The sequence below is a fragment of the Chryseobacterium taiwanense genome (assembly GCF_000813825.1).
Taxonomy (GTDB): Bacteria; Bacteroidota; Bacteroidia; order Flavobacteriales; family Weeksellaceae; genus Chryseobacterium; species Chryseobacterium taiwanense.
Genome location: NZ_JWTA01000018.1, coordinates 1 through 20775, shown reverse-complemented (window position 1 = coordinate 20775; position 20775 = coordinate 1). Strand labels below are relative to the sequence as shown.

The following is a 20775-nucleotide window of genomic DNA, read 5'->3' as shown; positions in this document are numbered from 1 at the left end:
TCATTCTGAATGAAACAAAGTGAAATGAAAATCTCTTTTAAAATATAAAAACAGATTTTACGTTTCTTGAAATGACAAAACAAATAAATAAATTAAGACTGGAACTTTACAAATTATAAAATACAAATATGACAACTTTAGAAAAGGCTAAACTTTGGTTAACCGATACCTTCGATAAGGAAACAAGAGATGCTGTTCAATCTTTAATAGATAGCAATTCTCCCGATTTGGAAGATTCGTTTTACAGAGAATTGGAGTTCGGAACAGGAGGGATGAGAGGAGTTATGGGGGTAGGAACCAATCGTTTAAATAAATATACGTTAGGTCAAGCTACACAGGGACTTGCGAATTATATGTTAAAGCAGTTTGAAGGAGAAGAAATCAAAGTTGCAATTGCTTATGATGTAAGACATAATTCAAAAGAATTTGGAAAATTGGTAGCAGATGTTTTGACGGCAAACGGAATTAAAGTATTGCTTTTCAAAAATCACAGACCGACTCCGGAATTGTCTTTTACAGTACGAGATAAAAAATGTAATGGAGGAATTGTGTTGACAGCTTCTCACAATCCGCCAGAATACAACGGTTATAAAGTATATTGGAATGACGGAGCGCAAATCGTTCCGCCACATGATGAAGCAATCATTAATGAGGTATATTCTGTAAAATTTGAAGAAATTAAATTCAACGGAAATGATGATTTGATCGAATGGGTAGGTGAAGAGCAGGATGATGTTTATATCGATGCTTGTATTGAAAACTCTACTTATCAGAATGTTGGAAAAGGAAATTTAAATATTGTTTTCACATCCATCCACGGAACAACCTATACAACTGTGCCAAAAGCATTGGAAAAAGCGGGTTTCAAAAAAGTAGACTTAGTTAGAGAACAAATGATTCCTAGCGGAAATTTCCCAACAGTGGCTTCTCCAAACCCTGAAGAACCTGCTGCATTGGAAATGGCAATGGATCTTGCTAAAATTACAAACGCGGATATTGTTATCGGAACAGATCCCGATGGTGACAGATTAGGTATTGCCGTTAGAAATTTGGATGGTGAAATTGAATTGTTAAATGGAAACCAGACCAATACAATCCTTACGTATTACATTCTGAACGAATGGAAAAAACAAGGAAAAATTACGGGGAAAGAATTTATTGGTTCTACAATCGTAACTTCAGATATTTTCTTTGACATAGCTCAAAAATTCGGTGTTGACTGCAAAGTTGGATTGACTGGATTCAAGTGGATCGGAAAAATGATCCGTGATTTCGAAGGAAAAGAAAAATTCATTTGCGGAGGAGAAGAAAGTTTCGGATTTATGACCGGAGATTTCGTTCGTGATAAAGATTCTTGCGGAAGTATCCTTTTAGCTTGCGAAATTGCAGCTTGGTGTAAAGCTAACGGAAGAACAATGTACCAATACATGATCGAAATCTATCAGGAATTGGGAATGTATTACGAAGGTTTGATCAACTTGGTAAGAAAAGGAAGAGACGGAGCAGAAGAAATTCAGAATATGATGAAGAATTTCCGTGAAAATCCACCTAAAGAAATTGCAGGTTCATTGGTTGAAGAAGTAAAAGACTTCAAAGAACAAACAAATTTCATTGTTTCTACAAATGAGAAAAAAGTAATGGATGACATTCCAAAATCGAATGTATTGATTTATTACACTCAGGACGGAACGAAAGTTTGTGTAAGACCTTCAGGAACAGAACCAAAGATCAAATTTTATGTTTCTGTAAAAGATTCTGTGACTTCTGAAGCGGATTTCAGAGAAAAATTAAAATCTTTAGAAGAGAAAATAAACCAGGTAAAAGAAGATTTACAACTAACATAAATAATGAGTTATAAGTTTTGAGTTATGAATTATGAGTGACAGCATTATTGGGAAGAAAAGTTTTGAATTTGCTATAGAAATTGTAAATTTTTATAAAAAATTCAGTCCAGAGAAAAAAGAATTTATCCTTTCGAAGCAGGTTTTACGATCTGGAACTTCTGTCGGAGCAAATGTTAGAGAAGCTTTAAATGCTCAGAGTAGAATGGATTTTATTCATAAACTTTCTATTTCCCAAAAAGAATGTGACGAAACAATTTATTGGCTTGAACTTTTGTTTGCAACAGATTATATTTCAAAAGAAGAATTTGATAATTTAAAAAATCCGGCTGTGGAAATTTTAAAAATGATAAGAAGCATAATTATAACAACGAAAAATAAAAACTCATAACTCATCATTAATAACTTATAACAAATAATACTATAATTCTAAATTTAAAATAAAGTGAAAGTTTCAAAATTAGCGGCGAACCTGATTGGTTCTGAAATTGTAAAAATTGGTAATGAAGTAAATGATTTAAAGGCGAAAGGAGCGGAGATTGCGAATCTTACGATTGGTGATTTAAATTCTAATATTTATCCGATTCCTGCAAAATTGAAGGAGGAAATTCAGAAAGCTTATCAGAATAATCTGACAAATTATCCGCCTGCAAACGGACTTTTATCTTTAAGAAAAGAAGTTTCTAAAGACTTAAAAACAAGATGGAACCTTGATTATTCACCAAACGATATTTTGATTACTGCAGGTTCAAGACCATTGATCTATGCTGTGTATAAAACAATCGTTGACGAAGGAGATAAAGTAGTGTATCCTACACCATCTTGGAATAATAATCACTATGCTTACCTTACTTCAGCAGATGCTGTAGAAGTGAAGACGACTCCTGAAAACAATTTCCTTCCGACTGCAGATGATTTAAGACCTCATTTATCAGGAGCGGTTTTAGTAGCACTTTGTTCTCCATTGAACCCAACAGGAACAATGTTCACAAAAGAGCAGCTTTCTGAGATCTGTGAGCTAATTTTGGAAGAAAACAAAAAAAGGGGTGAAGATGAAAAGCCGTTATACTTAATGTATGACCAAATCTATTCTAACCTTACTTTTGGTGCAGAACATGTAGATCCTGTTTCTCTTTTCCCTGAAATGAGAGAATATACAATTTATATCGATGGTATCTCAAAATGTCTTGCTGCAACAGGTGTTCGTGTAGGATGGGGATTCGGTCCTGCTCATATTTTGGATAAAATGAAAGCTCTTTTAACACACGTTGGAGCTTGGGCACCAAAACCGGAACAAGAAGCTACTGCAAAGTATTTTGAAAATCCGGAAGAAGTAAACGCTTTCGTTGAAGATTTCAAAGGGAAATTAGAAGCAAGCTTAAAGGTTCTTCACGGTGGAATTCAGGATTTAAAAGGAAAAGGTCTAGCGGTTGACAGTATCGAGCCGATGGGAGCACTTTATCTGACAATCAAATTAGATTATATCGGAAAAACTAAACCAGATGGAACAGTTATCGAAAATTCTTCTGATTTGGTATTCTATTTAATCAATGAAGCTGGAGTGGCTTTGGTTCCTTTCTCTGCTTTCGGAGAAGAGAAATCTGAGCCTTGGTTCAGAGCTTCTGTAGGAGGTTTGGCAACGGACGAAATTGCTGTAATGATGCCGAAATTAGAGAATGCTTTGAATGCTTTAAAGTAATCTTTTAATTACAATAATAAATGCTTCGTGAATGAATATTTGCGAAGCATTTTTAAAATATAAATCCACCATTCACAAAAAATGAAATTCCCCAAAAAATACTTTCTTGAAACAAAATTGTTGACATATTCAACAATAGGAATTATTGTTTTGGTGATTCTGAGTGTTTGGCTTTCAGGAACAGGATCACATAGATCCTTATTTCAAAACTCTATTCTGTCAACTTCTATTTTAGCCGTTTCTCTTTTCCTTTTCGTCAGCTTAGGATTGTATTATGGAGTGAAGTTGAAGGATAATATTGGAAGTATTGTAAGCAAAGAAAAATTAAAAAAATATTCGAAAAATACCCCTGAAATTGACAATTTTGGTACAAGTGTTCCTGATTTTAGTGGTGCAGGTGGATGTGGAGAAATTATACTTGCTATCATTCTTTGGATATTCGTTTCAATTGTTCTTGTTTTTCTATTATACTTTCTCGGTGTTTTCTTTTGGGCGGTAATTTTATTATTTGCTGCGATGTTATATTGGATTTTTTTCCGAGCTTTACGTTTGGTATTTAAAAATTCGAGACATTGTAAAGGACAACTATTGAGAAGTCTTACTTTCGGATTTATATATTCATTTCTATACATCTCATGGATTTATGGAATTATCTTTTTGGTAAATTATTTAAACTAAAAAGAAACTTATAATTAATAACTTATAATTCATAACTAACTAAAATGAAGATAATCGCAGTTATTCCTGCACGTTACGAAGCAAGCCGTTTTCCAGCAAAACTCATGCAGATGTTGGGTGAAAAAACCGTTATTACGACAACCTATCAGAATGTGGTGGAAACTGGTCTATTTGATGAAGTTTTTGTAGCAACAGATTCAGAAATTATTTTTGATGAAATTGTACAAAATGGAGGAAAAGCGGTTATGACTGGTCAACATGAAACGGGAAGTGACCGAATTGCAGAAGCTGTACAAAATATTGACTGTGATATTGTGATCAATGTTCAGGGAGATGAACCTTTCCTTAAATTAGAGCCTTTGCAACAATTGATTGAAGTTTTCAACAATGATGATAATCAGGAAATCTCTTTAGCTTCATTAAAAATAAAACTGACTGAAAAAGAGGAAATTGAAAACCCAAATAATGTAAAAGTAATTACCGATAATAACGGTTTTGCGTTGTACTTCAGTCGTTCTGTAATTCCTTTTCATCGAGAAATTTCTTATCATGTAGATTATTTTAAACATATTGGTGTCTATGCTTTCAGAAAACATGCTTTGATTCAATTTTCAAAATTGGAAATGAAACCGCTAGAAATCTCTGAAAAAATAGAGTGCATCCGTTATCTTGAATATGGAATGAAAATCAAGCTGATAGAAACTAATTTTATCGGAGTCGGTATTGATACACCGGAAGATTTGGAGAAAGCAAGAAAGTTAATTTGAAAATTTTTTAATTAGATAATTTGAAAATGTAGTGTTAGAGTTGGATTTTCAAATTGCTTCATTTTCAAAATTTCAAATTAAAAAAGCCTTATATTTGAATTTATAAATAAAATTAATGAAGAAGTTACTTTTAGTTTTCGTCTTGGCATGTTCGAATTTCTCTTTTGCTCAGACTGCAAAAGAAATTATAGATAAAAATATCGAATTGTCAGGAGGATTAACGAATTGGAAGCTATTGAATTCAGTATTACTTCAAGGAAAAGTAATTTTAGGAATTAAAGACGAATATCCGATTAAAATCTATCAGCAGCGTCCTAATCTTACCAAAACGGTTTTAACGATTAATAACAAAGAAACTGCTATTGAAGGCTATGATGGAGTAAAAGGATATGCGATGAATTATGCAACTAATAAACTTCAGGAATATGCAGATTATAAACCTGAAAGTTTTGACAATGATTTCATAGATTGGGAAAATAAAGGGTTTGAGGCAAAATATGTAGGCAAAGAAAAACTTGGAAATATCTATTGCTATAAAGTCGAACTCATTAAAAATGTTAACAAAAACATTTATTATTTTGACAGCAAAACCTATATGTTACTGAGAGAAATTAAAAAAGATGAAACATTAGATTATTCTGATTACAGAAAAGCAGGAAATCTTGCTATGCCTTTCAGAATAGAATCTTCAAGTGCTAAAAAAGATGGAGATTACGTGATGTTATTGAACAAAATAGAGATTAATAAAGTATTTCCGGCCAATATTTTCAAATTTTAAATAAATTAATAAAAAATGAAAAAGCTCTTTATATTGCTACTTTCTTTTGTAGCATTTTTGAATAGTTGCGCTCAGAAAAAAAGCGAAGTGTCTAAAGCAAAAACCAAAGAACTTATGGGAAAATCAATATACGATTTTAAAGTTGATGCCTTGGAAGAAGGTAAACAAATCAATTTTGCAGATTTTAAAGGGAAAAAAATCCTTATTGTAAATACAGCTTCAGAATGTGGATTTACTCCACAATACGCTGATCTGGAAAAGGTTTATGAAGAATATAAAGATAAAGTAGTGGTTGTTGGTTTTCCTGCAAATAATTTTGGAGGACAGGAACCGGGAACAAATCATGAAATAGGAGCTTTCTGTCAAAAAAACTATGGAGTAACTTTCCCAATGGCAGCAAAAGTTTCTGTAAAAGGTGACGATACAGCTCCAATCTTTAAATATTTAACAGAAAAAGAATTAAACGGAGTAAAAAATTCAACAATCGCTTGGAATTTCACAAAATTCTTGATCGACGAAAACGGAAAATTAATTGATTCATTTGTAAGCTCTACAAAACCTACGGATGAAGCGATTACGAAATATTTAAAATAAGAAAGAGCAGTTATAAATAATTATTTTCAACCCCACTTAACTTTATAAACATAGAGTTAAGTGGGGTTGAAATTTTTCTATGAATAAGAGGTTGTAAATTTATTCAAGATTACTCATTACTTTTCTCGGCAAAACAAGAAATATTTCCCAGTTTAATACTAGAGTAGCCATTGCTTTTTATTTTTGAAGATTTGATCATAGCCTTAGCTAAAATATTGGTGGGTAAAGGCTTTTGACTTTCTAATAATCCTAATTTATTGGCGAATTTTATAATTCTGCTTCCCAAAACTTCTCCGGCTCTGTCCGAATCTTTTCTTTCCAACATTCCGGGTTTGAAGATGGTAATTTTAGTAAAATGGAGTTGCTTTACGGCTTCTTCCAGTTCTCCTTTCATTTTAGAATAGAAAATCTTTGATTTCGGATTGGCTCCATACGCTGAGACTAAAATATAATCTTCTACATTATTTTCTTTGGCAGCTTTCGCAAACTCATATTGATAATCATAATCTACTTTTCTTTGAGCCTCTTTACTTCCCGCAGCTTTTAAAGTTGTTCCGAGACAGGAAAAAGCAACATCTCCTTTTACATTATTTTTCCATTCCTCAGGTTTTTCAAAATTAACAATATGCACATTGAGCTTACTGTTTTGAATATCAATTGGTTTTCTTACAAAAACATCTACTTCTTCAAAATCTTTATCATTGAGTAATTGATTAACCAAATCTTTTCCTGTAGCACCTGTAGCGCCGATGACCAAAGCTTTCATAAAATAATGTTTTTTGTAGTGATGATGTTTCTTTCTTAAATTTACTAAATTTGAAGGAAAGTATTATAAAAATTATACAACTAAACACAAAATATGGATGCGAATGAAATTTTAGACTATTGCCTGGCCAAAAAAGGAGTTACAGAAAGTTTTCCTTTTGATAATGAAACCCTTGTAATGAAAGTAGGAACAAAAATGTTTTTACTCATGGCTCTGGAAAAACAACCCTTAGGAATTAATGTAAAAACCGATCCGGAATGGAGTGCTGAACTCCGTGAACAATATCCACAAATTGCAGGAGCATTTCACATGAATAAAACGCATTGGAATTCCGTAATGGTAGATGGTCTGAAAAGAGATTTGATTTTAAAAATGATCGACCAGTCGTATGAATTGGTATTTAATTCTTTAACCAAGAAAATTCAAAACACAATAAATAACCTTTAAGAAAACAAAATTATAAACATGAGGAAAGTATTAATCTCCGCCGTGTATTTTATGTCAATCGGTGCATTTGCACAGTCGAAAGAACAGGTAAAAACATGGAATTTGTTATTGACGAATAAAAGACAGGAAGCGAGAAATTTTTATGATAAAAACTTAATACAAAATAAAACAAAAGACTTAGAAAGTCTTTTCTTAGATGCTTTAATTGATTCAGAACTGGGTGAAATGGTTTTTGATGAATCATTTGTGAGGAATTTTATTGCTCTAAAGCCTGAATCGATTTATTTATATCCGATGCTTCACCAAAAATTTGTTTTGGGAGAGGATGGGACTTCTTTTGATGATTATTCCTATTCAAGGATTGATCTTTTGGCACAATCTTCGGAATTTGGAAATGAGCCAACGGTGTTGGAATATAAATCATTGTTGGACAGATTAAGAAATAACTATAAATCAGCAGAGGAAAATTTAGCAAAGATCCAGAGAATTGACAAGTGGCAATATGCCGGAGTCTTTGAAAGTCTTAATGGAAGTGGGCTTTACAATGAGTATGATCCTGAAACTTATGCTAAGAGTGACAAGCTTTTCAATGCAAATAGTTTTGGAAATATCGGTTGGTACAATAGGAAATCTCCTGCAAATGACGGATTCAATTTTTTCTTAAATGAAACTGAATATGGAAGAGGAATTGTGTATGCTCAATCATTCATTGAAAACCCTACTGAAAGAAAACTTTTATTTGAAGTTGATACCAATGCAGAATTTAGAATGTTCTTGAATGATTCTGAAATCTTATCAAGTACCAATGAAGGGCAGACAAATTTAGGCTCTCATCTTGTAGAAGTGAACCTGCCTAAAGGGATGAACCGACTTCTTTTAAAATTCGATGTAAAGAATACGAAAAATGGATTCATGGTGGTTCCTATGGATACTAATTATCAAAAAGTTTCTGATCTGAAGTATTTCGAGACGCATCAAAGTTATCAAAAAACAAGTCTTGCCCAATTGCAACCCAAGGAATTGTCTTTGCGATTTGAAAGTTTTTTACAAGAAAAAATCAAACAAAATCCGGATAGTTTTTTCTATAAATATCTTTTAGCTTCAGGATATTTAAACAATTTTCAAAATGATCAGGCAAAGGAAATCATTGATGGATTTGTAAAAAAATATCCAAAATCATCTTTAGTTCAGGGGCTTTTAACCAAATATTATGATAATACTGAGGATAAAGAAAAAATTGTTGAGATTTTTAAAAATCTAGAACTGGACGATTCAGATTATTATCTTATTTCGATCATTAAAATGACGGATAGTGATAAGTTTGGAAATATGCCAATTAAAGAGCTTGAAAAGTATAGGGATATTCTGAATAAGACTAAAGGAAAACCCATGGGAGAGTTCTTTGATGTGGTCATTGCAATGAGAAATAGGGAAATGGACAAAGTTCAGGGGCATTTGGTGAATCTTAAAAAGAATTTTGCAAATAATGAAAAGTTATTTACAATTTTCACAGCTTTGGAAGATATGGAAAAGAAGGACCAAAGTGGTACCATCAAGAAACTGGAAGATTTTTATGCTAAAAAAAATAGCCCAGATGTGATGGATACCCTTTATTCTTATTATGAAAATGCCAATAGAATAGAGGATCAGAAAAAACTACTCAAAAAGTTTATCGAATTATATCCTATTATTAACTCCTTTAGAAGCCAATATATTAATCTTATAGATGAAGACATACAAAATCCGGAGCTAATTCAGGAGATTGAAAATGCATTAGGGAATTTTCCGTATTCATATACTATGCTTGCAACAAAGGCAGAAGTTTTAGCTAAACAAAATAAAAAGGCAGAAGCCGTAAAATTTGCAAAATTATCTCTTTCTCATAATGCAGAAAACGAAACAATGCACAAGTTGGTGCGAGATCTTGATAATACAGAAGATGAAATAAGTACTGTCGCGGTAAAAGATTTATATAAAATAGCTTCCGATAGAAAAAGTAAATCTCCAAAAGGTAAAAAAGGTGTAACAACCCTTTTGGATGAATATATTGTGAATGTCTATCCGGAAGGAGGTTTCAAAAAAAGAAGTACCTATCTTTATGAAATAACTTCCGAAAAGGGCATTGAAGAAATGAAAGAATATTACGTTAATTATTATGATGACGTGATAAAATCTGAAATCATGAAGCCTAACGGAAGTATTATTCCCGGGGAAAAATCTCAAGATCAAATTGTATTTACGAATCTTGCGGTGGGAGATGTGGTTGTTATTCAAAAAGAAAGTCTGGAGAGAAGTGGGGGAAGATTTTATAAGGATTTTAATCTAAGTTCTTATTTTAACTCAGAATATCCTGTTGTTGAATCTATTTTTACTGTTATTACACCAGAATCAATGAATTATCAGGTAAAAAGTAATAACAAAGAAGTTGCTTCAACGAAGAAAAAAGTTGGTAATAAATTATTCCAGACATGGAAATTGACTGATCTTCCGGAAGTAGATCTTGATGAATATTTTGGACCGAGCTATTATGATGCAACCATTTCTGTAACAGCGAATTCTATTAAAACATGGCAGGAGATTTCAAATTGGTATGCGGACTTAACCAGAAAAAGTCTGGTTTCAGATAAAGTAGTTGATAAAGCATTCAAAGAAATCTTCCCAACAGGAACTTCAGGAATGAATGATACTGAAAAAGCGGAAAAAATTTATAATTATATTGAGAAAAATGTAACGTATAGCTCGGTAGATTTCCGTCAAAGTGGATATATTCCACAGAAGCCGTCTAAGACATTGGTAACAAAATTAGGAGATTGCAAAGACCTTTCTACACTTTTTGTGATCCTTGGAAATCAGGCAGGATTAAAATCGAATTTGGTTTTGGTTCAGACTAATGATAATTCTGTTCAACGATTAATTTTACCTAATTTAAGTTTCAATCATTGTATTGTAAAAGTAAATCTTGATGGGAAAGATACCTTTTTGGAAATGACAGATAAATATTTACCATTTAATTCTGTTGTTAAAGGAAATTATAAAGCAAAAGGATTAGTAATCAATACTGATAAAGCAGCTGCAGGAAATACGGATTTGATTGATATTCCGATTGATAACAATACGAAAATGACTTTCAAAACAATAAGCGAAGTTAACATTAATGGAGATCTTCAGAATTTTTCAACGAAACAATTTGTAATGGGGCAATCGAAAAGTTATTATAATGACTTCTTTCAGGACTCTCAGACGGATGATTATCGTAAAAAAAATATGGAGGAAGAATATGGCGAGATTTTGGATAAAGTCATTAATGTAAAATCTGTAAAATTAATTGATGGGAAAGATCTTACTTCAAAACCTTTAGCATTTGAAGTTGAATATAATATTAATGATAAGCCACAGTCTGTAGGAAGTCTGAAAATCATGAAAATTCCTTTTGTGACAAAGCCTTTTACGAAAGAAGTGGTAGCGACAGAGAACAGAACTACAGATATTCAGTACACGAAATATGAAAAACAAAACGACTATTTTGAAGAAGTATATCTGAATATTCCGGAAGGAATGAAGTTTATTGAAATTCCAGAGAATAAAGTATTGGCTTATAATGATTTTAAGTATTCGATCAATTACAATTTGGAAAAGAATAACAGATTAAAGATTACCAGAAAAGCAGATACTCCATGGAATAATATTAAAAAAGAACAATATCCTGAGTTTAAAAAATTTGTGGAAGATGTTATTAATACAGAAAACCAGATTCTGGGATATAAATAAAACCAAAAAGAAAAATGCTTACGAATCCGTAAGCATTTTTTTATTTTAAAATTGAAACTCTTCCGTCAATCTTTTGTCTTCATCCAGTCTTTCAATCAATTTCTCCAGTCCTTCGAATTTGATTTCGTCGTGAAGAAAATCTCTGAATTTTACAGTAATTTTTTCATCATAAATATCGCCGTCAAAATCAAGGATATAAACTTCAACCGTTAGTTTTTCTCCATTGACTGTCGGATTGGTTCCAACACTCAACATTCCTTTGTATTGTTGACCTTTTACGAAAACTTCAACAATATAAGCACCTTTTTTTGGTAAAAGTTTAATAGATTCCGTTTCGATGTTGGCAGTCGGATAACCAATGGTTCTTCCAATCTTTTTTCCGTGAACAACTGTTCCTGAAACAGAGTAGGAGTAACCCAGCATTTCATTGGCTTCTTTGATGTTTCCTGCTAAAAGTGCATTTCTGACTTTCGTAGAACTGATATTGTTTTCGTGAATATTGATGGCTTCCATTTGCTCTACTTCAAAGTCAAGTTCTTTTGACAGTTTTTGGAGCAATTCAAAGTTTCCGCTTTTATTTTTTCCAAAAGAATGATCGTAACCGATAATGAGATATTTTACATTTAACTTATCAATTAAAATCTGACGGACAAATTCTTCTCCCGTTAGATTTCTAAATTCGTCATCGAATTCTTTTAAAAATAAATTTTCAATAGAATATTTTTCCATCAAAAATTTCTTTTCTTCCAATGTATTCAGAAGTTTTAAATCTTCATTAGGATTAAAAACAAATCTCGGATGTGGCCAAAAAGTAAGAATGGCGGTCTCAAGATTGTTCTCAGAACCGATTTTTATTAATTCATCAATAATACTTTTATGTCCAAGATGTACCCCGTCAAACATCCCTAAAGATAATGCCAAAGGTTTTTGAGAAGTATAATCTGTGAAATTTTTGAAAGCTTTCAAAACGGGAAAAATTTGACTGCAAATATAAAGCCTTTAAAATTATCTATTATAATATCGTAAGAGTTATTTTCAAGTTATGATTTTTATGATATCTATTAAGTAAATTTGGTTTATAATTATGCTGTAAATTTTCTCATCTCCTAAAATCTTTGTAATTTGTAGTATTCATAAAAGGTTTGCAAAAAATTAAATATTAAAATCCAAATTTTAAATTCTCTCAAAAGCATGATAAAAATCTCTTTTTTACCAATTGTGAGTTTATGAAGAATCATTATATTTGCACCAAGAAAAAATTTAGCAATGGCAAACCAAATTAAAGGTAAAATTTCTCAAATTATTGGTCCGGTAATCGACGTTGTCTTCAGTGATGTGGAAGCAGTTCCAGCGATCTACGACGCGTTAGAAATTACAAAAGAAAACGGTGAAAAAGTAGTTTTAGAGGTAGAACAACATATTGGCGAAGATACAGTAAGATGTATCGCAATGGACGCTACTGACGGTCTTAAAAGAGGGCAAGACGTAATCGGATTCGGAAATCCTATTATGATGCCAATCGGAGAGGCTGTAAACGGAAGACTATTCAACGTTGTTGGTGATGCTATCGACGGACTTCAAAATATTTCTAATGAAGGTGGTCTACCAATTCACAGACCAGCTCCAAAATTTGATCAACTTTCAACTTCTGCAGAAGTTTTATTCACAGGTATTAAAGTAATCGACTTAGTTGAGCCTTACGCAAAAGGAGGTAAAATTGGTTTGTTCGGTGGTGCAGGTGTAGGTAAAACGGTATTGATTCAGGAGTTGATTAACAATATTGCAAAAGGACACGGAGGTCTTTCAGTTTTTGCCGGAGTAGGTGAAAGAACGAGAGAAGGAAATGACCTTTTGAGAGAGATGTTAGAATCAGGTATTATTAAATACGGTGATGATTTCATGCACTCTATGGAAAACGGAGGTTGGGATCTTTCTAAAGTAGATTTAGAAGCTATGAAAGATTCAAAAGCTGCATTCGTTTTCGGACAGATGAACGAGCCACCTGGTGCAAGAGCAAGAGTAGCACTTTCTGGTCTTACATTAGCTGAGTATTACAGAGACGGTGGAGAAAGCGGACAAGGTAGAGATGTACTTTTCTTCGTAGACAACATTTTCCGTTTTACACAGGCTGGTTCTGAGGTATCTGCACTTCTTGGTCGTATGCCATCTGCGGTAGGTTACCAACCGACGCTAGCTTCTGAAATGGGTGCGATGCAGGAAAGAATTACTTCAACTAAAAATGGTTCAATTACTTCAGTACAGGCGGTTTACGTACCTGCGGATGACTTAACTGACCCGGCTCCTGCAACTACGTTTGCTCACTTGGATGCAACTACGGTACTTGACAGAAAGATTGCTTCATTAGGTATTTACCCAGCGGTAGATCCATTGGCTTCTACTTCAAGAATCTTGGCTCCGGAAGTTATCGGTCACGATCACTATAACTGTGCTCAAAGAGTAAAAGAAATTCTTCAAAGATACAAAGCGCTTCAAGATATCATCGCGATCCTTGGTATGGAAGAACTTTCTGAAGAAGACAAAGCAGTTGTTTACCGTGCAAGAAAAGTTCAGAGATTCTTATCTCAGCCTTTCCACGTAGCTGAACAGTTTACAGGTATTCCAGGATCATTGGTAGATATCAAAGATACTATCAAAGGATTCAACATGATTATGGATGGTGAATTAGATCACTTACCAGAAGCTGCTTTCAACTTGAAAGGAACTATCGAGGAAGCAATCGAAGCTGGACAAAAAATGTTGGCAGACAACGCTTAATAAATTAGACACAAGATTTTTAGACCTGAGATAAGAGACATTATTTGTCAAAAATCTTTTAATCTTCAATCTTTTAATCTTTTAATCTAAATTAAAATGAATATAAAAATTTTAACACCAGAATACGTAGTTTTTGAAGGAGAAGTAAACTCTGTATTGTTGCCTGGAAAAAATGGTGAGTTTCACATCATGAAAAACCACGCAGGAATTGTTTCTTCTTTAATTGGTGGTAAAGTAAAATTGTATGCGAACTCTATCGATGAAGCATATGCTAAAAACTTTACTAAAGAAAACGACAAAGATTCAGTTTTTTCTTACCCAATCAAAAGCGGTGTTGTAGAATTTAATCATGATAAAGGAATCATCCTTTGTGAATAATTAAATGAAAAGCTAAATATATTTTCAAGAAAGTGTAACTTTGGTTACACTTTTTTTATTTCATGTAAAAATCTGATTTTATGAAGAAAAGTTTAATCATTTTATTTACAATTCTGGGATTATGCTTTAATGCTCAGGAAATTAAAACAAAAAGAGGAATCGTAAGTCTTGATGGAGTTCATGTCGCTAAAATTTCAAATAAATCCAATCAATATACTTTTTTGGACCTTAAAGAGACCCCTATTTATACTATAGAATTTGTAGATAAAAGTGTAGTGGATTCTGTAAGAGATAGTTATATAAAAGTAAATCGGGTTTATAACCGAGATAAAACGATTGAGCTTGATTATATTTCTCCGTCTGCATTTTCCGGTGAAGAAAGATCGGCAGTTTATACTTCCATTAAAGGATTGAAACTTATTGATAATAAGGGAATTAATGTTAAAAACCTTGATGAACTTTTCAATAATACTCCCAAAAGAAAGCTTGATACCAAAACTAAAGATGCTTATACGACAAGAAGCAAAATTGATCGGTTAAATATTACGGTAAATAGTGTTGGTGAAATTTTAAGTAATGGAAAACCAGTAGGTTACTTTACTAATTTGCCTGTTAGTTTCGGTTCAGAAGATACAATATCTGAAAAAACTTTTGTCGATATTGAAATATATGACGCCAATAGTAAGTATATCGGAAGATATATTACGACTACCAAACAAATCAAAACAGCCGGAGGAAAATTTTTTACTCTTTATAAAGAAATGTCTGGCCGAGCTTCGATTTTAAAATTTCCAACTTATAAAGCAATTGCTGAACGAATGGCAATCTTAGATCCGAATTTTATTAAAGTTCAAGATAAAGTAATTGTAGGGGAAGTTAAAAAAGATGGTGTTGAAAAATAAAATCATCAATAGAAACGGACTTTAGTCCGTTTACAGAAAGAAATAAATTCAAGTGGCTTTAAGCCAAAACTTATAAAATAAAAACCTCTTGAAAAATTATTTTTCAGGAGGTTTTTTATTTTAATTAAATTTTCACAAATTTTGTCATTCCGTAGGAATCTAAATTATAATTTTAAATAAACCGTGTTGAGATTCCTACGGAATGACAAAATTGACAATTATTTTTTCCATATAGAATTTAAATAAGAGAAAACCTACAAATTCAAAATCACTCCATTTTCTTTCAATTGCTGTATTGGTTTTGAAAACCAGAATAATTCAAAATCTTCAAGATTTTCTTCAAAATTTACCTTAAGTTGTTGAAGTGTAATACCTTTTGATATTTCTATCGGGTTTTCTCCAATAGTTTTTACCAACCATTCTGCTTGTTCCTGTTCCAAATCAACAGCGACAATATTTGTTTTTAAATGGAATGTAAGTCTTGTGTACGGGTAAATATATTTCTTTTTAGTTTTTATACGATTCTCAGCGATTACGTTTTTTGTTAAAAAAACAACTTTTGAGTTTCCTCTAAATTTGAATTCATTATTTTCTAATAAGCAATCGTGAATGTGATCCGGATGAACTGTTGTTTTTGGAATTTTAAAATCAAACCATTCCTGAAGAGGAAGTTCGAAATTAATTCCGTGCATATAATTGAACAAAGATTTTTTCAGACCGAAACTAAACTTCCCATGATCGATTCCAGTTTTGTCTGTGAAATCAATATCGTTGTTGGCAAACAAAATTTCCTGTTTGATTGGTGTCACTCCAAATTCTTCAGGATTTAATCCGACCGGTGAATGAGCGGTCATGGCAAACTGATGCCAAAATCCACTTTGTAAAATTCCCATTTCAAATAACTGGCGAACCATTTCCAAAGAGTCAACAGTTTCCTGAATGGTCTGAGTCGGGTAGCCATACATCAGATAAGCATGAATCATAATTCCAGCTTCGGTAAAATTTCTTGTGACCTGAGCAACTTGTTCTACAGATATTCCTTTATCAATTAATTTCAATAATCTGTCACTCGCCACTTCAAGTCCTCCAGAAACAGCAACACACCCTGAAAGTTTTAATAAAAAACATAGGTCGCGGGTGAAACTTTTTTCGAAACGAATATTGGTCCACCATGTTACCACCAGATTTCTTCGTAAAATTTCTAAAGCAACTTCTCTCATCAAAGCGGGGGGAGCTGCTTCATCTACAAAATGGAATCCGGTTTCACCAGTCGTTTGGATCAGCTCTTCCATTCTGTCAACCAAAATTTTTGCAGAAATAGGTTCGTAAATTTTTATGTAATCTAAAGAAATATCACAGAAAGTACATTTTCCCCAATAGCAGCCATGAGCCATGGTCAGTTTATTCCATCTTCCGTCGCTCCATAAACTGTGCATCGGATTAGCGATTTCTATAACGGAAATATATTTATCTAATTGTAAATCAGTATAATCAGGAGTTCCGATTTCTGATTGTTTATAATCGTGTTTTTTTGAATTATTTTTATAAGTAACTTCTTGATTTTCAATTAAAAAAGTTCTTTTGTATTGAGATTCTTCACTTTGCTCAGGATGAGAAATATTTTCGTAAAGTAACTCAAGAGGAACTTCACCATCATCTAAAGTGATAAAATCAAAAAATTCAAAAACCCTTTTATCCTTTACTTCTCGCAATTCGGTATTGGGAAAACCTCCACCCATTGCAACTTTTGTATTCGGATAATTTTCTTTGATAAACTTGGCGCATCGAAAAGCTGAATACAAATTTCCTGGGAAAGGAATAGAAAAACAAACTAATTTAGGTTGAGTTAATTCTAATTTTTCCTGAAGAATTTTTAGAGTAAAATTATCAATAAAAGTATGATTATCTGATAGTTTTGAATATAATTCATCAAAAGAATTTGCACTTTTTCCCAATCTTTCGGCATATCTGCTAAAACCAAAATCTGAATCCACATTCTCAACAATATAATCGGATAAATCTTCTAAATATAAAGTAGCCAAATATTTGGCTTTATCTTGAAGTCCCATATTTCCAAAAGCAAATTCCATATCATCAAGCTGATTAAATCGGGAAGCTTCAGGAAGAAAGTTCATAGAACAAATCTGTCTTGCCAATGTTGGAGTCTTACCTTGTAGAAAAGAAATGACCTGATCGATGGTTTTTGAGTATTCATTTCTTAAGGCAAAAATTCTTTGTGAATTTTCTGAAACAGTCTCAATATCAATTTCTTTATCAAAAATTTTCTGAATTCCGTCTTTTGAAAATAAATTTAAAATCACTTCAATCCCCAAATCAATCTGATAGCTTGAAATATTTTTGGTGTTTAAAAAACCTTTAATATAAGCCGTCGCAGGATAAGGAGTATTAAGCTGGGTAAAAGGCGGAGTGATGAGAAGCAGATCTTTCAAGAGAAAATTTTTACAAATTTATTTTAAATAATTGAATTTTTATGATTGGTGTAATTTGAATAATATTCTTTTATTTTTCAATTTCAATTGATTTTTTATTGTCCGAAATGACATTCAAAATAACCCCAATTAAAATTAAAGTGATTCCTAAGAATAGATTGAAAGTAAACTTTTCATGAAACATTGAAACACTAATCAGTACAGCAACTACCGGTTCTAAAGCTCCTAAAATTGCTGCCGGAGTGGAGCCAATATCTTTAATTGCATAGACCAGACACAAACTTGAAATAACTGTGGTAAGGAAAGCAAAAATTAAAAAATTGAAGAATGTATTTACTGACGGAATGATAAATGATTCGTTTCCAAGAATTGCTTTCACCATAAAAAATCCGGAAGTCAACAACATGGAATAAAATGAAAGTTTAAATCCTGAAGCCTGTATGTTGGATTTATTTACGATGACAATATATAATGCATAGAATATGGAACTTAGCATCACAATTCCTAAACCAGCATAATTGATTTCCATACTATTCCCTTTTAAACAAAGTACAATAACTCCCGCAAAAGCTAATAGTAATGACCCTATGGAAAGCTTTGTCAATTTCTCTTTATAAAAGAAAAACATGATCAATGCTACAATAACCGGATAGATAAACAAAACGGTTGATGCAATTCCTGGGGTAAGATAATCATATCCTAAAAACAAAAATTCTGAGGAAAGTGCATAGCAAATTCCAAGAGCTGTAAATATGAATAACTCTTTTTTGCTGATCAGAAAGCTTTCTTTGGAATACAATAAATAGCCTCCAATCATTAAAGCTGAAAACAGAAATCTATAGAATAAAGTAACGTCTAAAGGAAAGTGAGCATGCTTGATGGGTAAAATAAAAATAGGAAGCAATCCGTAAGAAATTGCAGATATAATCCCCAAAACATAACCTCTCAGCTTCATTAATTATTTATTGTATAAATTCAGTTTTATAGAATATTATTTATAAAAAACCACTGAGAAAATTTCAGTGGTTTTTTTAATTTTTATTATTAAATCGGTTTGAAACTTAAACCTTGTTCTTCTAATAATTTTTGCTCTTGCTCTTTATAGTAACCACTTGTTAACTTATCATGAATTGCTTCAAACGCTGCAAGAGTTTCATTGATTTCCGCATCGGTATGAGATGCTGTAGGAATTAATCTTAGTAGAATCATTCCTTTAGGTATTACAGGGTAAACGACTACAGATGTGAAGATTCCGTATTTCTCTCTCAAGTCTTTTACCAATAGAGTTGCTTCTACTGGAGTTCCTTGCATCATTACCGGAGTTACACACGTATTGGTATCTCCAATGTTGAATCCTCTTTCTTTAAGTCCGTTTTGTAATTTATTTACATTCTCCCAAAGTTTTGCTTTGATCTCTGGTCTTGTTCTTAAAAGCTCTAATCTTTTTAATCCTCCGATTACCATAGGCATCGTTAAAGATTTTGCAAAAATTTGAGATCTTAAATTAAACTTCAGGTATCTGATGATTTCTTTGTCTCCAGCAAGGAAAGCTCCGAAACCAGCCATAGATTTAGCAAAAGTTGAGAAATAAACATCAATCTGATCTTGGCAACCTTGTTCTTCACCAGCTCCAGCTCCTGTTTTACCCAATGTTCCGAAACCATGAGCATCATCTACTAAAAGTCTGAATTGGTATTTTGATTTTAGTTCACAGATTTCTTTAAGTTTACCTTGTTGTCCTCTCATTCCGAAAACCCCTTCAGTAATAACAAGAATTCCACCTCCGGTTTCCTGAGCTACTTTTGTTGCTCTTTGAAGGTTCTTTTCTAAGCTTTCAATATTGTTGTGCTTGTAAGTAAATCTTTTACCTGCGTGAAGTCTTACTCCATCTACGATACAAGCATGAGAATCAACGTCATAAACAATTACGTCATTTCTTCCTACCAAAGCATCAATGGCAGAAACCATTCCTTGGTAACCGAAATTTAAAAGATAAGCAGATTCTTTCTGAACGAAATCAGCCAATTCTCTTTCTAACTGTAAGTGTTGCTCAGTTTCTCCAGACATTGCTCTTGCTCCCATAGGATAGAACATTCCGAATTCTGCGGCAGCTTTTGCATCAGCTTCTAAAACTTCCGGGTGATTACACATTCCTAGGTAGTCATTTGCACTCCAGAAAATTACTTCTCTTCCCTGGAACTGCATTCTAGGACCGATAGGACCTTCTAATCTAGGAAAAATGAAATAACCTTCTCCGTAGTCTGCAAATTGTCCAAGAGGTCCTGGATTTTCTTTTATTCTTTCAAAAATATCCAACATTTTATTAGTAATTTAAGTAAAAAAGCCTTTTGTGATTTTACAAAAAAGGCTTGATTTGTATAATGAATTTATTTCTTCTTATTTAATGAATTCTGTCTTGAAAACTTCATCATAATTATGAACACAGTTGTTGACAAATCCCTGTTCAGCCATCCATTTGTCACTGTACACTTTGGTAATGTATCTCGACCCATGATCCGGATAGATTAAAACAACGATATCGTTTTCAGCAAATTCATGAGATTGTGCATATTGCATCAATGCCTGAGTAACCGCTCCGGTTGTATATCCACCCATAATCGCTTCTTTTAAAGCAATCTCTCGGGTTCTGTAAGCAGACATTTCGTCATTCACTCTCACAAACTCATCAATTTTATCAAAAAGCAGGGCAGAAGGAATTAAATTTTTTCCCATTCCCTCAATCTGATAAGGATGGACATCTTCTTTATGAATCTCACCTGTCTCGTGATAGCTTTTAAGAATAGAACCATCGGCATCTACACCGATCACCTTGATATCAGGATTTTTTTCTTTTAAAAATTTAGCTGATCCGGATAAGGTTCCACCTGTTCCAGTGCAGGCAAAAAGGTGCGTGATCTTACCTTCTGTCTGT

The 20775-nt window shown here is 32.7% G+C and carries 18 protein-coding genes; 12 read left to right on the top strand and 6 right to left on the bottom strand.

Annotation, left to right across the window (positions count from 1 at the left end):
- The first annotated feature begins 128 nt into the window (after positions 1-128).
- From RM51_RS16780 to RM51_RS16750, 7 genes are all read left to right on the top strand, one after another.
- Positions 129-1844, top strand: a complete 1716-nt coding sequence (locus RM51_RS16780; RefSeq protein ID WP_039372312.1) for a phospho-sugar mutase — start codon at positions 129-131, stop codon at positions 1842-1844.
- 31 nt (positions 1845-1875) lie between these two features.
- Positions 1876-2232: a four helix bundle protein gene (locus RM51_RS16775; protein WP_039372309.1), complete on the top strand. Its 357-nt coding sequence runs from the start codon at positions 1876-1878 to the stop codon at positions 2230-2232.
- A gap of 54 nt (positions 2233-2286) precedes the next feature.
- Positions 2287-3540, top strand: a complete 1254-nt coding sequence (locus RM51_RS16770; protein ID WP_039372307.1) for a pyridoxal phosphate-dependent aminotransferase — start codon at positions 2287-2289, stop codon at positions 3538-3540.
- 81 nt (positions 3541-3621) lie between these two features.
- Entirely contained in the window at positions 3622-4218 is a 597-nt protein-coding gene (locus RM51_RS16765) for a hypothetical protein (RefSeq protein WP_039372305.1), read from the top strand.
- A gap of 44 nt (positions 4219-4262) precedes the next feature.
- On the top strand, positions 4263-4985 hold the full coding sequence (kdsB, locus tag RM51_RS16760) for a 3-deoxy-manno-octulosonate cytidylyltransferase (protein WP_039372302.1): 723 nt from the start codon (positions 4263-4265) through the stop codon (positions 4983-4985).
- 115 nt (positions 4986-5100) lie between these two features.
- The gene (locus RM51_RS16755; RefSeq protein ID WP_039372299.1) at positions 5101-5763 is read left to right on the top strand and encodes a hypothetical protein; all 663 of its coding nucleotides are present in this window, start codon (positions 5101-5103) and stop codon (positions 5761-5763) included.
- A gap of 15 nt (positions 5764-5778) precedes the next feature.
- The gene (locus RM51_RS16750; protein WP_039372297.1) at positions 5779-6357 is read left to right on the top strand and encodes a glutathione peroxidase; all 579 of its coding nucleotides are present in this window, start codon (positions 5779-5781) and stop codon (positions 6355-6357) included.
- A gap of 109 nt (positions 6358-6466) precedes the next feature.
- Here the strand turns inward: RM51_RS16750 and RM51_RS16745 are convergent, their stop codons facing one another.
- Positions 6467-7123, bottom strand: coding sequence for an NAD(P)H-binding protein (locus tag RM51_RS16745; protein ID WP_039372294.1), 657 nt, complete (start codon positions 7121-7123; stop codon positions 6467-6469).
- A gap of 93 nt (positions 7124-7216) precedes the next feature.
- Here RM51_RS16745 and RM51_RS16740 point away from each other — a divergent pair, with 93 nt between their 5' ends.
- Both RM51_RS16740 and RM51_RS16735 read left to right on the top strand, forming a co-directional pair.
- On the top strand, positions 7217-7570 hold the full coding sequence (locus tag RM51_RS16740; RefSeq protein ID WP_039372291.1) for an MmcQ/YjbR family DNA-binding protein: 354 nt from the start codon (positions 7217-7219) through the stop codon (positions 7568-7570).
- Between the two features lie 18 nt (positions 7571-7588).
- Positions 7589-11338: a DUF3857 domain-containing protein gene (locus tag RM51_RS16735; protein WP_084111192.1), complete on the top strand. Its 3750-nt coding sequence runs from the start codon at positions 7589-7591 to the stop codon at positions 11336-11338.
- 45 nt (positions 11339-11383) lie between these two features.
- On the opposite strand, the gene RM51_RS16730 is transcribed toward RM51_RS16735, so the two are convergent.
- On the bottom strand, positions 11384-12304 hold the full coding sequence (locus RM51_RS16730) for a bifunctional riboflavin kinase/FAD synthetase (protein WP_039372286.1): 921 nt from the start codon (positions 12302-12304) through the stop codon (positions 11384-11386).
- A gap of 300 nt (positions 12305-12604) precedes the next feature.
- On the opposite strand from RM51_RS16730, the gene atpD reads away from it, so the two are divergent.
- The 3 genes from atpD (at position 12605) to RM51_RS16715 (ending at position 15393) form a co-directional block, all read left to right on the top strand.
- Positions 12605-14113, top strand: a complete 1509-nt coding sequence (gene atpD / locus RM51_RS16725; protein WP_039372285.1) for a F0F1 ATP synthase subunit beta — start codon at positions 12605-12607, stop codon at positions 14111-14113.
- 96 nt (positions 14114-14209) lie between these two features.
- The gene (locus tag RM51_RS16720; RefSeq protein WP_039372283.1) at positions 14210-14491 is read left to right on the top strand and encodes a FoF1 ATP synthase subunit delta/epsilon; all 282 of its coding nucleotides are present in this window, start codon (positions 14210-14212) and stop codon (positions 14489-14491) included.
- An 80-nt stretch (positions 14492-14571) separates the two neighbouring features.
- Complete coding sequence (locus RM51_RS16715; protein ID WP_039372281.1) at positions 14572-15393, top strand: hypothetical protein; 822 nt, start codon at positions 14572-14574, stop codon at positions 15391-15393.
- 254 nt (positions 15394-15647) lie between these two features.
- On the opposite strand, the gene RM51_RS16710 is transcribed toward RM51_RS16715, so the two are convergent.
- From RM51_RS16710 to RM51_RS16695, 4 genes are all read right to left on the bottom strand, one after another.
- Positions 15648-17843, bottom strand: a complete 2196-nt coding sequence (locus RM51_RS16710) for a B12-binding domain-containing radical SAM protein (protein WP_039372278.1) — start codon at positions 17841-17843, stop codon at positions 15648-15650.
- Positions 17844-17913: 70 nt separating this feature from the next.
- A complete protein-coding gene (locus tag RM51_RS16705; RefSeq protein ID WP_039372276.1) occupies positions 17914-18798 on the bottom strand; it encodes a DMT family transporter in 885 nt (294 codons plus the stop codon).
- An 89-nt stretch (positions 18799-18887) separates the two neighbouring features.
- Entirely contained in the window at positions 18888-20159 is a 1272-nt protein-coding gene (locus RM51_RS16700; RefSeq protein ID WP_185095019.1) for an aminotransferase class I/II-fold pyridoxal phosphate-dependent enzyme, read from the bottom strand.
- 81 nt (positions 20160-20240) lie between these two features.
- Positions 20241-20775: pyridoxal-phosphate dependent enzyme (locus RM51_RS16695; protein WP_039368867.1), on the bottom strand; the 535-nt coding region annotated here is incomplete at its 5' end.

Excerpts from the sequence above, each read along its gene's own strand:
- RM51_RS16745 (WP_039372294.1), bottom strand. The coding sequence starts at position 7,123 with ATGAAAGCTTTGGTCATCGGCGCTACAGGTGCTACAGGAAAAGATTTG.
- RM51_RS16705 (WP_039372276.1), bottom strand. The coding sequence starts at position 18,798 with ATGAAGCTGAGAGGTTATGTTTTGGGGATTATATCTGCAATTTCTTAC.
- RM51_RS16715 (WP_039372281.1), top strand. The coding sequence starts at position 14,572 with ATGAAGAAAAGTTTAATCATTTTATTTACAATTCTGGGATTATGCTTT.
- RM51_RS16780 (WP_039372312.1), top strand. The coding sequence starts at position 129 with ATGACAACTTTAGAAAAGGCTAAACTTTGGTTAACCGATACCTTCGAT.
- RM51_RS16720 (WP_039372283.1), top strand. The coding sequence starts at position 14,210 with ATGAATATAAAAATTTTAACACCAGAATACGTAGTTTTTGAAGGAGAA.
- RM51_RS16740 (WP_039372291.1), top strand. The coding sequence starts at position 7,217 with ATGGATGCGAATGAAATTTTAGACTATTGCCTGGCCAAAAAAGGAGTT.
- RM51_RS16765 (WP_039372305.1), top strand. The coding sequence starts at position 3,622 with ATGAAATTCCCCAAAAAATACTTTCTTGAAACAAAATTGTTGACATAT.
- RM51_RS16750 (WP_039372297.1), top strand. The coding sequence starts at position 5,779 with ATGAAAAAGCTCTTTATATTGCTACTTTCTTTTGTAGCATTTTTGAAT.
- kdsB (WP_039372302.1), top strand. The coding sequence starts at position 4,263 with ATGAAGATAATCGCAGTTATTCCTGCACGTTACGAAGCAAGCCGTTTT.
- atpD (WP_039372285.1), top strand. The coding sequence starts at position 12,605 with ATGGCAAACCAAATTAAAGGTAAAATTTCTCAAATTATTGGTCCGGTA.
- RM51_RS16735 (WP_084111192.1), top strand. The coding sequence starts at position 7,589 with ATGAGGAAAGTATTAATCTCCGCCGTGTATTTTATGTCAATCGGTGCA.
- RM51_RS16755 (WP_039372299.1), top strand. The coding sequence starts at position 5,101 with ATGAAGAAGTTACTTTTAGTTTTCGTCTTGGCATGTTCGAATTTCTCT.
- RM51_RS16775 (WP_039372309.1), top strand. The coding sequence starts at position 1,876 with ATGAGTGACAGCATTATTGGGAAGAAAAGTTTTGAATTTGCTATAGAA.